Source organism: Fusobacterium ulcerans (assembly GCF_003019675.1).
In the GTDB taxonomy this organism is placed as follows: Bacteria; Fusobacteriota; Fusobacteriia; order Fusobacteriales; family Fusobacteriaceae; genus Fusobacterium_A; species Fusobacterium_A ulcerans.
This window is the reverse complement of sequence record NZ_CP028105.1, coordinates 2,199,707-2,212,731: the sequence shown is the minus strand read 5'-3', so window position 1 is coordinate 2,212,731 and position 13,025 is coordinate 2,199,707. Positions and strand designations below refer to the sequence as shown.

General features: G+C 29.9%; 12 protein-coding genes. 5 read left to right on the top strand and 7 right to left on the bottom strand.

Features of this window, described 5'->3' with window-relative positions:
* Positions 1-18 precede the first annotated feature (18 nt).
* The 3 genes from C4N20_RS10255 to C4N20_RS10245 form a co-directional block, all read right to left on the bottom strand.
* Positions 19-1,164 (bottom strand): acyl-CoA dehydrogenase, encoded by a 1,146-nt coding sequence (locus tag C4N20_RS10255; protein WP_005978090.1) that lies wholly within the window; start codon positions 1,162-1,164, stop codon positions 19-21.
* A gap of 34 nt (positions 1,165-1,198) precedes the next feature.
* On the bottom strand, positions 1,199-1,603 hold the full coding sequence (locus C4N20_RS10250) for a MaoC family dehydratase (RefSeq protein WP_005946704.1): 405 nt from the start codon (positions 1,601-1,603) through the stop codon (positions 1,199-1,201).
* A gap of 449 nt (positions 1,604-2,052) precedes the next feature.
* Positions 2,053-3,609, bottom strand: a complete 1,557-nt coding sequence (locus C4N20_RS10245; protein WP_005978093.1) for an acyl CoA:acetate/3-ketoacid CoA transferase — start codon at positions 3,607-3,609, stop codon at positions 2,053-2,055.
* Positions 3,610-4,031: 422 nt separating this feature from the next.
* Between C4N20_RS10245 and C4N20_RS10240 the strand changes: the two genes are divergently transcribed.
* From C4N20_RS10240 to C4N20_RS10220, 5 genes are all read left to right on the top strand, one after another.
* A complete protein-coding gene (locus C4N20_RS10240; RefSeq protein ID WP_005978095.1) occupies positions 4,032-4,898 on the top strand; it encodes a LysR family transcriptional regulator in 867 nt (288 codons plus the stop codon).
* A gap of 216 nt (positions 4,899-5,114) precedes the next feature.
* Positions 5,115-6,431 (top strand): GntP family permease, encoded by a 1,317-nt coding sequence (locus tag C4N20_RS10235; protein WP_005978097.1) that lies wholly within the window; start codon positions 5,115-5,117, stop codon positions 6,429-6,431.
* Positions 6,432-6,580: 149 nt separating this feature from the next.
* Positions 6,581-7,315 carry a tRNA1(Val) (adenine(37)-N6)-methyltransferase gene (locus C4N20_RS10230; RefSeq protein WP_005978101.1) on the top strand — a complete coding sequence of 245 codons (735 nt, stop codon included), beginning with the start codon at positions 6,581-6,583 and terminating at the stop codon, positions 7,313-7,315.
* A gap of 32 nt (positions 7,316-7,347) precedes the next feature.
* On the top strand, positions 7,348-8,103 hold the full coding sequence (locus C4N20_RS10225; protein ID WP_005978103.1) for a threonine/serine exporter family protein: 756 nt from the start codon (positions 7,348-7,350) through the stop codon (positions 8,101-8,103).
* 1 nt (position 8,104) lies between these two features.
* Entirely contained in the window at positions 8,105-8,599 is a 495-nt protein-coding gene (locus C4N20_RS10220; protein WP_005978106.1) for a threonine/serine exporter family protein, read from the top strand.
* A 57-nt stretch (positions 8,600-8,656) separates the two neighbouring features.
* Here the strand turns inward: C4N20_RS10220 and C4N20_RS10215 are convergent, their stop codons facing one another.
* From C4N20_RS10215 to C4N20_RS10200, 4 genes are all read right to left on the bottom strand, one after another.
* Entirely contained in the window at positions 8,657-10,027 is a 1,371-nt protein-coding gene (locus C4N20_RS10215; protein WP_005978109.1) for a HAMP domain-containing sensor histidine kinase, read from the bottom strand.
* A 21-nt stretch (positions 10,028-10,048) separates the two neighbouring features.
* Positions 10,049-10,711, bottom strand: a complete 663-nt coding sequence (locus C4N20_RS10210) for a response regulator transcription factor (RefSeq protein ID WP_005978111.1) — start codon at positions 10,709-10,711, stop codon at positions 10,049-10,051.
* Between the two features lie 180 nt (positions 10,712-10,891).
* Positions 10,892-11,998 carry a major outer membrane protein FomA gene (gene fomA, locus C4N20_RS10205; RefSeq protein ID WP_005978115.1) on the bottom strand — a complete coding sequence of 369 codons (1,107 nt, stop codon included), beginning with the start codon at positions 11,996-11,998 and terminating at the stop codon, positions 10,892-10,894.
* Between the two features lie 308 nt (positions 11,999-12,306).
* Positions 12,307-12,963: a murein L,D-transpeptidase catalytic domain family protein gene (locus tag C4N20_RS10200; RefSeq protein WP_005978118.1), complete on the bottom strand. Its 657-nt coding sequence runs from the start codon at positions 12,961-12,963 to the stop codon at positions 12,307-12,309.
* Between the last annotated feature and the right edge of the window lie 62 nt (positions 12,964-13,025).

Below are 13,025 nucleotides of genomic sequence, written 5' to 3'. Positions count from 1 at the left end.
TTTTTCTCTATTGGTTAATTATTTTAAAAGATTTCCTGCTATTACCATTCTTTGAACTTCTGAAGTTCCTTCATAAATTTCAGTGATTTTAGCATCTCTCATCATTCTTTCTACTGGATATTCTCTAGTGTATCCATATCCTCCATGTAGTTGAACTGCTTTAGTAGTAACTTCCATAGCAGTTTCAGCTGCAAATAGTTTAGCTCTTGCTGCATCTACTGTGTATGGTAGGTTGTTGCTTTCTTTCCATGCTGCTTTGTAAACTAGAAGTCTTGAAGCTTCTATTTTAACTTCTAAATCAGCTAATTGGAATTGAGTATTTTGGAATTTAGCAATAGCTCTTCCAAATTGTTTTCTCTCTTTTACATATCCAACAGTTTCATCTAAAGCACCTTGAGCAATTCCTAATGCTTGAGAAGCAATTCCTATTCTTCCTCCATCAAGAGTCATCATAGCAATTTTGAATCCTTTTCCAACTTCTCCTAGTAGGTTTGATTTAGGGATTCTTACATTTTCAAATATCAATTCACAAGTTGATGATCCTTTGATTCCAAGTTTCTTTTCTTTTTTACCTATAGAGAATCCTGGAGTTCCTGTTTCTAATATGAAAGCTGAAATTCCTTTTAATCCTTTTGATCTGTCAGTCATTCCAAATATAACATAAACATCAGCATATCCTGCATTTGTTATAAATATTTTAGAACCATTGATGATCCATTCGTTTGTAGTTTCATCTAAAACTGCAGTAGTTTGTTGTCCAGCAGCATCTGTTCCAGCATTTGGCTCAGTTAATCCAAAAGCCCCTAACCATTCTCCGCTTGCTAGTTTTGGAATATATTTTTGTTTTTGCTCTTCAGTACCAAAGTGTAATATTGGCCAAGTTCCTAGTGAAGTATGTGCAGATACAATAACTCCAGTAGTTCCACAAACTCTTGAAAGTTCTTCTACTGCCATTGCATACATTATATTGTCTCCACCTGCTCCACCATATTGTTTTGGAATAGGGATTCCCATTAACCCGATTTCAGCCATTTTTTTAACTGTTTCAACTGGGAATCTTTCTTCTTCATCTACTTCAGCAGCTAAAGGTTTTACCTCTTTTTCAGCAAATTCTCTTATCATTTGTCTGAAAAGTTCATGTGTCTTAGGTATATTAAATTCCATTATCTTAATCCTCCTACTAGTCTTTGTTATCTAACTATTTTTTCATTATTTTTGCTTGACCTTTTAATACTTCTTTACCATCTTGATTTGTACATATTGTTGATAATATTACTCTGTTTTTTTCTGGAATCAACTCTATTATCTCAGCAGTTGCTGTGATAGTATCTCCAAAATAAACTGGTGCTGTGAACATTAGTTCCTGCCCCATGTAGATGCTCCCCTCACCTGGGAGTTTTGTTCCTAATACGGCAGATACTAGACCTGCAGTTAGCATTCCATGTGCTATCCTGTGTTTGAAAATAGTTTTTTTTGCATGTTCTTCATTTAGATGAGCTGGATTTATATCCAACGTGATACCTGCATAAAGAATAACATCAGCCTCTGTAATTGTTTTTGTAACTTGAGCCTTCATACCTATTTTCAAATCTCCGAAATTCATATCCCCTCCAATCCATCATTCATAAATTTCTTTGATTAATAAAAAAACAGTAGATATAAATATATTATATAGATATAAATATATTTTATTATAGCACTTTTTCAAAAAAAAATTAACCAAATATTTTCAGTTCACTTCCGTTCGAAAATTGTACTATTTTGTTTTATATGTATCTAATGCTTTTTTTACATACACACAACCTGTCAATTGTACTCTATTATATGTTATACCAATATTTTAGCTCAAAGTCAAGAGCTAGGGAGCACTTTATGTTTTTTTGTTCATTTTTTGCGTTATAATTATTAAAAAATAATCAAATTATAAAAAACTCCCTTTCTCATTCTTAACCTTAGAAAAAATATATTTAAAGAATATAATTATCAGTTAGAAATTTTTATGAACAATGGTCTCTCACTTATCAAAATTATAAGATAAAATAGTATTTAAAATTATAATACTAGTCCCATTTTTTCCGCTCTGAATATTTTTGCATCCATAGTTTTCAACTCATCTGAAATCAATGGTTTAAATTCCATCTGTCCTAATATATCTTTTTCTATATCTATTCCAGGTGCTATTTCTACTAATGTTAATCCTTCAGGTTTTAGTTCAAAAACTGCTCTTTCTGTTACATACTTTACTTTCTTTTTATTTTCTTTTGCCAGTTTTCCACTGAATGTAATTTGTTCAACATCTTTAACAAATTTTTTAATTTTTCCTTCTTGAAGAATTTTTAAACTTCCATCAGCTATTTCAAGTTTTAATCCTCCTGCTGTAAACGTTCCGCAGAATACTACCTCTTTTGCATTTTGTGTTATATTTATAAATCCTCCACATCCAGCTATTTTAGGTCCAAACTTAGATACATTTATATTTCCATCTCCATCACATTGAGCAAGACCTAAAAATGCCATGTCAAGTCCTCCACCATCATAAAAATCAAACTGGTAAGGTTGATCTACTATACATATAGGATTTAAAGAAGCCCCAAAATTAAGCCCTCCTGCTGGAGTTCCACCGATAGCTCCCGGTTCTACTGTTGGAGTAAAATACTCTTCCTGTCCCTCTTCATTCAGTACAGCAGCTATTACTTCTGGCATTCCTATTCCATAGTTTATTATTTTCTTTTCTCTTGAAAGAAGCATTGCACATCTTCTTGATACAACTTTTCTTTCATCTAATGGTACTGGCTCCACTTTTTGTGGTTTATCAGATATAACTCTAGTCACATATCCAAGATTAAAATCCTCAGCTAATGTTTGCTTATGATTTTCTGGATTTTCTGCAACTACTACGTAATCTACCAATATTCCTGGTATTTTTACATTTTTAGGTTGAATTACTCCGTTTTCTACTTTTTTCTTTACTTGAACAATTATTTTTCCACCAGCATTTTTTACAGCCATTGCTATTGACAATGTTTCCAATGTCAACGGTTCTTCCTCAAAAGAAATATTTCCATCTTCATCTGATGAAGTTCCTTTTAAAATACCAAAATTTGGCTTTTGTCCATGAAAAAATAACACTTCTCTCCCATTCAATGTTAATTTTTCAACAATATCCTTTGTTGTAATGCTGTTAAGTTTTCCTCCTTGGATTTCTGGGTCCACAAATGTCCCTAATCCAACATGAGAAATAGTTCCAGGTTTTCCTGCTGCCATATCTCTAAACATTTGAGCAATTACTCCCTGTGGCAGATTATATCCCTGCATGTCATTATTATTTACCAGTTGTGCCAGGCCTGGAGCTAACCCCCAGTGTCCCCCTATAGCTTTTTTTATCATTCCTCTATGAGCAAAATGATTCAGCCCTTTTGTTTTTCCATCACCAAATCCAGCAGCAAACATAAGATCTAAATTTTTTGGTGTTCCTTCTTCCAAAAAAGATTTTTCCATCTCTATGAATATCTCTTCTGGACTTCCTATCCCTACAAAACCACATACCAGTAATAACGAATCATCTTTTATTAATCTGGCAGCTTGAGACGCTTTAATAAACTCAGCCATGTGAACTCACTCCTTTTTTACAAAAATACCTATCAGAATATTTTTGTATTCTTTTTTAGAACTAAGTCATGCCATTTCATACATCAAATATGATTCTAATTTGTTAGTAGGATTATAGTACACACTTATCGAAAAAGTCAATAGATGTATCCAAAAATAAATTACTATCTTTTTATTAAATATTTTTTTCTCAGCTGGAGAGAATTTTCTATTTTATAAAAATATGTTATAATACTTGAGCTGTGGATAAGTTTTATATATTATTCATTTTTTCTTTTATGAATTTAATTCATACAGCATATGATAAAAAAGTATTTAATTTTCTGTCCTTAGAGAGGTATACTCTAAGTATAAATAAAACTATAAAAATCCAAATTTTAATTATTTGAAAAAGGAGGGGGATTCTTATTAATATAAAACTTTTGAATTACTTTGTAGAAATAGCTAGACAGGAAAGTTTTACAAATGCTTCTAAAAAGCTCTATATATGTCAATCTGCTTTAAGTAAGGCTATAAAAACTTTTGAAAGCGAATTAGATATTATCTTAATAGACAGAACATCCAAAACTTTTAAATTAACTCCAGAGGGACAGCTTCTCTATGAAAACGGTACCATCGCTCTAAAAGTTATTAATGAACAGCTTACTAAATTACAAGATAGTATAAGTTTAGAAAAAGGAAATATCAAAGTAGGGGTTCCTCCAGTAATAAGTACTATATACTTTACTTCAACTATTCAAGAATTTAGAAATATGTATAAAAACATTAATTTAAGTGTTATTGAAGCTGGAGCTAATACAGTTAAAGATAAAGTTGAAAAAGGAGAAATAGATATTGGTGTTGTTATTCTTCCTTTCTCCTCTCAAGACTTTAACATAACTCCTGTATTTATGTCAGACAATGTTGTTGTTGTTCATAAAAACCATCCTTTAGCTTCTAAAAAAGAAGTTTCTATGGCTGAAATAAAAAATGAGCCTCTTATTATTTTAAATGAAACATACATGCTCCATGACAGAATAAAAGCTTTGTGTGCTAAGGCTGGGTTTGAACCAAACATAATTTGTACTAGTTCACAATGGGATTTTATTGCTGAAATGGTAGCTCTTAATCAAGGAATAAGTATACTTCCTCGACCTATACTCAGTAAATTCTATTCTAAAAACATTAGACTTTTAACTATCAAAGATCCTGAATTTCCATGGAACATAGCACTTATTGTAAGAAAAGATAAATATGTATCCAAAGCTATAAAACTTTTTATTGAATTTGTAAAAAATATAGATTTATAATTTCATTTAATCCCTTAATTTCATTTTTTATGACTTTGTATGATTTTTTTTCATACAGCAAATGAAATTCTAGTATTTTACTTTGTTAATTTATTGGAGTATGATTTTAGCATAAAACTATCAGACCATTTTGTATATTAATTATAAGTTTTGTTCTAATTTGTTGCTTTTAAAAATTATTGAAGAGTAAAAAATAAATTTAGGGAGGAAAAATATATGCTGGGTATACTTTTAGGTTTATTATTATTAGTTTTTCTTTCATATAAGGGATATTCTATCATCTGGGTAGCTCCACTTTCAGCTATCGTTGTTGCTTTATATGGATTTGGATTCAATGGACAGGTTTTACTGGAGTCATATACTGAAAATTATATGGGTTCTCTGGCTGGATTTACTAAATCATGGTTCCCTCTGTTCTTTCTAGGAGCAGTTTTTGGAAAAATGATGGATGTTACAGGAGCAGCTCGTGCAGTTGCACATCTCCTTGTAAAATTTGTTGGAGCTAAAAGAGCTCTTCTTGGAGTTGTTGTAAGTTGTGCTGTTCTTACTTATGGAGGAGTAAGCCTTTTCGTTGTAGTATTTGCTATATACCCACTTGCTATATCTCTTTTCAGAGAAGCTGATTTACCAAGAAAGCTTATTCCTGGTGCTATTGCACTTGGTGCATTCACTTTCACTATGACAGCTTTTCCTGGAAGTCCTCAGTTAAATAATATAATTGCTGGAAGATATTTCAACACTACACCTTATGCAGCTCCTATTATGGGTATAGTTGCAGGTTTAATAATGCTTGGATGTGGATATCTATATCTATATTGGAAGCAGGAAAAATTAGTAAAAGCTGGAGAGCGTTTTGTAGAACCATCAAATAATGTAAAAGAAGAAGAAGGAGATCTTCCTAATGAATATCTTTCTTTAGTTCCTCTTGTTACAGTTGTTCTTGTACTTTATATATTAAGTAAAAAAGCTGGCATGGCTATAACACCAGCAAGTATATTATCACTTTTATGTGGAAATATTGTTGTTGCTCTATTAAATTTAAAGAGATCTAAATTCTTTATTAAAGCTTTAAATGAAGGTGCAAATGGTTCAGTAATAGCAATTCTTAATACTGCTGCTGCTGTAGGATTTGGTGGAGTAGTTAGAGCTGTTCCAGGATTCCAGGTACTTACTGATAAGCTTTTAGGAATTGATGCAAGTCCTTTAATTTCAGAAGCATTAGCTATAACTCTTCTTGCAGGAGCTACAGGTTCATCTTCTGGAGGTATGGGAATAGCTTTGGAAGCTCTTGGACCTCAATATATGGCAATAGCTGCTTCTCAGGGAATAAGTGTTGAAGCTTTCCACAGAATAGCTACAATTGCTTCTGGTGGATTGGATTCTCTTCCACATTGCGGTGCTGTTATAACTCTTCTTGCAGTTACTGGTATGACTCATAAAGATTCATACAACGATATTGGAATGGTTACTTGTGTTATTCCTCTGATCGCATTGGCTGCTGCCATAGTTTTAGGAATGATGGGAATAGTATAATTTAAAATTGAATACAATTTTTTTGATAAGAAGCAGCTGTAAATCGTCTTTAGATTTAATTCCAGCTGCTCTTTTTTTCTCTTCTTAAAATTCTAATTTTAATTTATAATTAAATTTGATATAATGCAATGGGAGGGAAAAAACATATTATGATCACTAACGAATTTGAAACTATTATAGACCTTTTAAAAAAAGATATGAAGATAATACAAAGAACTGACCATTTCGCTTTTTCTTTAGATTCACTTCTTATCTCAGAATTTGCGTCTATTACTAAAAATATTAACAATATTGTAGATTTAGGAACTGGGAATGGAGCTATCCCCCTTTTTCTTTCTAAAAAAACAAAAGCAAAAATAACAGGAATTGAAATACAGGAAATATCAAGTGACCTTGCTAGAAGAAATATAAAGCTTAATAATCTTGAAGATCAAATTACTATTATTAATGATGACATGAAAAATTGGAGAAAATATTTTACTACTCATACTTTAGATATGGTAGTTTCAAATCCTCCATTTTTTAAATTTAATGGCAATGAGGAACTTTTAAATGATCTTACACAATTAACTTTGGCAAGGCATGAAATATCTATTACACTCGATACTCTTATAGAAACTGCTGCTGGTTTATTAAAAGATAAGGGATATTTCGTTCTTGTTCATAGAGTAGACAGACTCATTGAAATAATTGAACTTATGAAAAAACATCTTATTGAACCCAAAAGAATTCAGTTCTGCCATTCTAAAACTGATAAAGAGGGAAAAATATTATTGGTAGAGGGGATTAAATATGGTAAACCTGGACTTAGAATACTGCCTCCATTATTTACTCATGATAGTAATGGACAATATTCTCCTGAGGTTTTAGAAATGTTCAAATAATCTATATTTTCATTCTTGGGGAGGAAGATTTTATGAATGAAAACAAGGTTCTCGTACTAGCTAACTTAGTAGGGAAAATAGCATTGCAAAGTGGTGCTGAGACTTATAGAGTGGAAGATATAATAAATAGAATATGCCGGCATTATGGACTGAATGCTCAATGTTTTGTTTCAATAACCTGTATAATTACCTCTGTAAGAAACTACAAGGGAGAACTTTTCTGTTCTGTTGAAAGAGTTCCTAACAGAACTACAAATTTAAATAAAGTCCATAGTATAAATCAATTAGTAAGAGATATAAAAAAATATTCTTTTGAAGATTTTGCTAAAAAAATAAGTATAATAGATAAAGAAGTTCCTTATAAAAAATATATGTATTTTTTAGCTTACTGTTTTGGAGCTTTTTCTTTTTCACTTCTTTTTAAAGGTAAATTAAATGATGCATGCTGTGCCTTTATAAGTGGAGGACTTATATTTGTAATATCAGATTTTGCTGCAAGGCTTCAGTCAAATAGTTTCTTCATAAATACTTTGGGAGGATTTATTTGTACAATCTGCTCTTATCTTTCATATAAAATTGGATTCACAGATACAGTTTCCTATTCAATCATTGGAGCTATCATGCTCCTTGTTCCCGGAATAGCCCTTACAAATGCTATAAGAGACCTTGTGGCTGGAGATCTTCTTTCAGGAATATCTCGTGCTGTAGAAGCCTTTCTGGTAGGAGCTGCTTTAGCTATAGGTACTGGATTTGCACTATTTATCCTTGTAAGATTTGGAGGTATATAAAATGCTGTTAGAAATTTTATGGGCTGCCACAAGTACTTTTGCTTTTGGTATTATATTCAATCTTAAAGGAAAAAAATTATTTTGTGCAAGTGCAGGTGGAGCTTTAGGGTGGGCTGTGTATATTTTCTTTAAATATAATGGAAGCTCTATACCATCATCATTTTTATATTCATCAATTGCAATTACTGTATATTCTGAAATAATTGCCAGATTTTTAAAGACTCCTGTTACCTCTACTTTGATAGCCAGTCTTATTCCTTTGGTACCTGGAAGTGGAGTATATTTTACAATGTCCTATCTGGTTGAAAATAAAATAGAAGACGCTGTAGCAAAGGGAACTGAAACCATTCTTATAACAGTTGCTATTACAGTTGGAATCGTATTGGTTTCTACTTTTTCTCAAATATATTATAAAATAAGAAGATACAATAAAATAAAGAAAAAAATAAATCTGAGAAATTCTGTAAAATTAAAAAAACAAATAAATAAGTTCTAATAAAAAAAGAAGCTCTGCCAAAATTTTTCTTTATCAAGCAAGCTTCTTTTTTATATTTTAACTGAATTCTATATTGAATATAACAAAACCTCTCTCCTTGTCAAATTTCATACTATATTTAAGCTGAAGAAGTTCTAAAATATTTTTTACAATAGAGAGTCCTAATCCTGTTCCACCATATTTCCTATTTCTCGAAGAATCTAATTTATAAAAAGGCTGAAAAATTTTCTCAAATTTTTCTTCTGAAATATCTTCTGCACTATTTGATATCTTTAAATTTTTATTTTTATAGCTTATTTCGATTATCCCTCTGCTGTCTGTATATGTAATTGCATTAGTTAAAAGATTATTCAGTATAATTGATAGTTTTCCTAAATCTTCTATAATTATTTCATCTTCCATATTTATAGTAAGATTTATTTTTCTTTCTTCTATATCAAGTCTATACTTATTTAAAAGTCCCTCTATAAACTCTTTTATTTTTATCTCTTTTTTTTCTACTTCAAAGAAATTAGCTTCATATCTACGATAAGAATTTAAATCTTTAATCATCTTATTAAGATGAATCCCTTCATCAAACATAACTGAATATATTTTTTCTATTTCTTTAGGATCTTTAATCATTTTATCCTGAAGCATTTCAATATATCCGTTTATAATAGCAATAGGAGTCTTAAGTTCGTGACTTATTGAATTCATAAGATTTTCATTGGTCTCAAGTTCTTTTTTTAATTGTTTATTTACTAGATTAAGTTCATCTATATTATTTTTTAATGCCTGTGCCATGATATTTATATTCTTTCCAAGCATTGTAAGTTCATCATTGCTTTTAAATTCAATTGTTTTTGAAAAATCAAGATTTGACATTTTTTTTGATACTTCTTCTAAAAGTACTATAGGACCTGACATTTTTTTAGAAATAAAATATGCCAGCATGAGTACAACTGGAATAATAAGAACTGTCACATAAAAATATGCAGATAAAATTATACGGTTTATTACTTCAGGTATTACCATTAATGATGAGATCAAAATATATTTTTCTTTATCTACTTTCTTAATAATATATATATTATTCAAAAGATGTGTTTTTTTTACATACCTCACAGCAATTTGATTAATACGCATACTTTCTAAATCAATTTTAAGATCTCTGTTATTGAGATATTCAAAAACATAAGTTTCTGGTCTATCAATTGATAAATCTACAATATCAACTTGAATATTTTCTGTTTCTTCTATTTTTTTCTTATATTCATTTGAAAAAGAATTTACATTTACAAATTCAGTTATTTCTTTCAGTTCCTTAGCTTTTTCATTTTTGATATAATCATTAACATACAGAGTATGAAATCCATATATTATAAAAAGAGGCATATATGTGACTATAACAAGTATTAAAAATATTTTATAGAAAATCTTCTTCATAAATAATCATATTCCTTTTCTTTATTTTATTTCAAACTTATAACCAACACTTCTTATAGTTTTAATATATTCTCCCCCAATTTTTTTTCTGAGGTTTTTTATATGAACATCTATTGTTCTGTCGTTTCCAACAAAACCATATCCCCATATCTCTGTAAGCATCTTTTCCCTGCTTAAAGCTATATTTTTATTTTTGATAAAGTACATCAGTATTTCATATTCTTTAGGAGCAAGATCTAAATTTTTTCCTTCTTTAGACACACTGTGAGAAACATCATTTATTTTAAGCTTTCCTACTTCTATCTCATTACTGTTATTAACAATAGTTTTATTTTTTAAAACTGTCTTCACTCTTGCTAAAAATACTTTATTACTGAAAGGTTTTGTTATATAGTCATCTGCTCCTATTTCAAAACCAAACACTTCATCATTTTCATTATCTCTTGCTGTTATAATTATTACAGGGACAGAGCTATACTCTTTTATTTCACGGCATATACTCCAACCATCCTTTTTAGGAAGCATTATATCCAATATTACCAGATCAAAAGGCTTTTCATAAAAAATTTTCATTGCCTCTTCTCCATCTGCTGATTCTGTTACTTCATATCCTGCTGTTAGCAAATATACCTTTAAAATATTTCTTATTTCCTTTTCATCCTCTACTATCAGAATCTTTTTCACAATACCTCCACCAACTAAAAAGCTCTTATTTCCAAATTATATCATATAAAAAAAATATAAAAAAGATAATACTTTTTATTTTTAAACAAAAGAAAAGCCGATTTCTGAATTTTAGCAGAAATCGGCTTTTTCATAGCAGTTTACTTAAGTATTTATAATAAACTTAACTTTTTTATTTTATTAGAATGTAGTTTTGAATCCTACTACAGCAACTGGCTGCCATCTCCAATCTTGTGCATCGCTTTCATATTTATATCCATTTGTATACTCAGCACCTAAAGATACATAAGTTTTAAATGAATCAGTTACATTGTATGAAGTGATGATTTGAGGCCAAGCATACAATCTATATTTAGAATCTTCATATGATACTTTTACAGGATCAGATTCTTTATCAAAGTTATTAGTTCTATACTCTCTTTTTAGAACATTTTCTGAGTTCCAAGAATATGGATCAAATCCACCTTCAAAATAGAAATCTATATTAAGTTTTCCATTTGAATATAGGTTAGTAGTATTGTATAAGTATGCCTCTACATCTACTCCAAAGTTGTCATCTACTGTGCTGTTTGCTCCAGTCGCTTGATCTTTTCCATAGAAATGTTGAGTTGCATATACATTAAATTCAAATGAGAATCCTAATGGGAATTCATGCATTGTATATAAGTCTACACCTATTTGGTTATCATAATCATCGCTATTTAACCATGCATATTTATATTTTGGAGCTACTACAAAGTCTGTAGTTTTTACAAAATCATTGTTGAACATATAGTCAGCAAAGTTAAATCTTGCTTGATATTCTAATTCTTGAGTATCATCATCATGTCCATTATCTTGGTAGTGAATTCTTGAAGTTAGGTTTACTTTAGAATCTCCTAAATTTCCATGATTATAGAAATATCTGAATCTTGCTTCTGTTCCATCCATTCCTTTATCTTCAGTATTTCCTGTTGAGTTCCAGCTATTGTAATCTCTTATTCTGTATTCCAAAGCTTGGTTTTCAGTCATGTTGATTTTACCTTTTAATTCAACTCTTCCATAGTTATTACTTTTTCCATCATTTTTATAGTTTAGCTCTTCAGCATCTCCATAATATTTATAATGTAAATTTACATAACCATTTGGTCTGAATACTTCAGGTTTATCTCTGTAGACAATAACTTCTTTTTCTACAACTTGTACTGGTGCTTCCTCTGTTACAACTGGAGCAGGTACAATTTCTTTAGCTTGAGCCATTGCTGCTACTGCTAAAAATGCACTAACTAATAATAAAGATTTTTTCATAAAAATACCCCCTGTACTTTTTTATATTAAATTATACATGCTTTATGAGCATCATAATAATTTACCTGCAAGGCAGTTTTAATCTGGGAAATCTTCGCTGCCTTATCTTTAAATCAAGAAAAATTAGCACTTAAATCTTTTCTTTCATATTGATACTATAATATGTAATTATGAATAAATTGTGAATAAAATATATTTTTTTATACATATTTTTCACACAAACAACATTTTAAAAACACAAATAAAAAATGACCAAAAGTTAATTAAAACCTTTGGTCACTTATTCTTATATTTTCTATTATTATTTTTTATAATGATGCATAACTGCTTTTTTCATAATAATGCCTGTCATTACCTATAATAAATAAAACTGTTCTATCTTTTATAGAGTCAATAACATCTCTGGAAATTGTAGTCGGTATAGCTGGACACCCTTCACTTCTTCCAAGGAATCCATACCTCTCTATAAAATCAGGTTCAGCATAATCTGCTCCATGTACAACTATATTTCTGCTGAGAGCATTTGAGTTTATTCCAGCTTCTAATCCTTTTAGTCTCAATGAATATCCATTACTTCCAACATATGAATCATTAGTCATATAAAATCCTAATGAACTCATATATGAATTTTTATTATTTGAAAAATTAAGAGCTGAAGTTAATCCAGAATTTTTTCCATGTGTTACATATGTGCTGTAGGCAACTTTTCTTTTATTAAGATCCAATACAAAAAATCTTTCAACATTTGATGGCTTTGTATAATCCACTATTGTAAGAAGCCCTTCTCTTTTATCTGGTATCTGCATATAACCTTTATATGCTTTTCTGAAAATTGTGTACTCAACTTTTTGATTCAAATTTAAATCACTATACATTTTTTTTATATACCCTTCCTCAAGGTTTCTTTCTGCTCCAAAAGACAAAGTGCTAAACAAAGTTAACGCTAACAAAACTTTTTTTATCATAACTATACACTGTCCTCCTAGAAAATTTTTTATATATAGAAAGTTTACATTGAAATTATATT

What these genes read in the sequence shown, in the direction of transcription:
- C4N20_RS10255 (WP_005978090.1), bottom strand. Translation starts at nt 1,164, where the DNA reads ATGGAATTTAATATACCTAAGACACATGAACTTTTCAGACAAATGATA.
- C4N20_RS10250 (WP_005946704.1), bottom strand. Translation starts at nt 1,603, where the DNA reads ATGAATTTCGGAGATTTGAAAATAGGTATGAAGGCTCAAGTTACAAAA.
- C4N20_RS10245 (WP_005978093.1), bottom strand. Translation starts at nt 3,609, where the DNA reads ATGGCTGAGTTTATTAAAGCGTCTCAAGCTGCCAGATTAATAAAAGAT.
- C4N20_RS10235 (WP_005978097.1), top strand. Translation starts at nt 5,115, where the DNA reads ATGCTGGGTATACTTTTAGGTTTATTATTATTAGTTTTTCTTTCATAT.
- C4N20_RS10230 (WP_005978101.1), top strand. Translation starts at nt 6,581, where the DNA reads ATGATCACTAACGAATTTGAAACTATTATAGACCTTTTAAAAAAAGAT.
- C4N20_RS10225 (WP_005978103.1), top strand. Translation starts at nt 7,348, where the DNA reads ATGAATGAAAACAAGGTTCTCGTACTAGCTAACTTAGTAGGGAAAATA.
- C4N20_RS10220 (WP_005978106.1), top strand. Translation starts at nt 8,105, where the DNA reads ATGCTGTTAGAAATTTTATGGGCTGCCACAAGTACTTTTGCTTTTGGT.
- C4N20_RS10215 (WP_005978109.1), bottom strand. Translation starts at nt 10,027, where the DNA reads ATGAAGAAGATTTTCTATAAAATATTTTTAATACTTGTTATAGTCACA.
- fomA (WP_005978115.1), bottom strand. Translation starts at nt 11,998, where the DNA reads ATGAAAAAATCTTTATTATTAGTTAGTGCATTTTTAGCAGTAGCAGCA.
- C4N20_RS10200 (WP_005978118.1), bottom strand. Translation starts at nt 12,963, where the DNA reads ATGATAAAAAAAGTTTTGTTAGCGTTAACTTTGTTTAGCACTTTGTCT.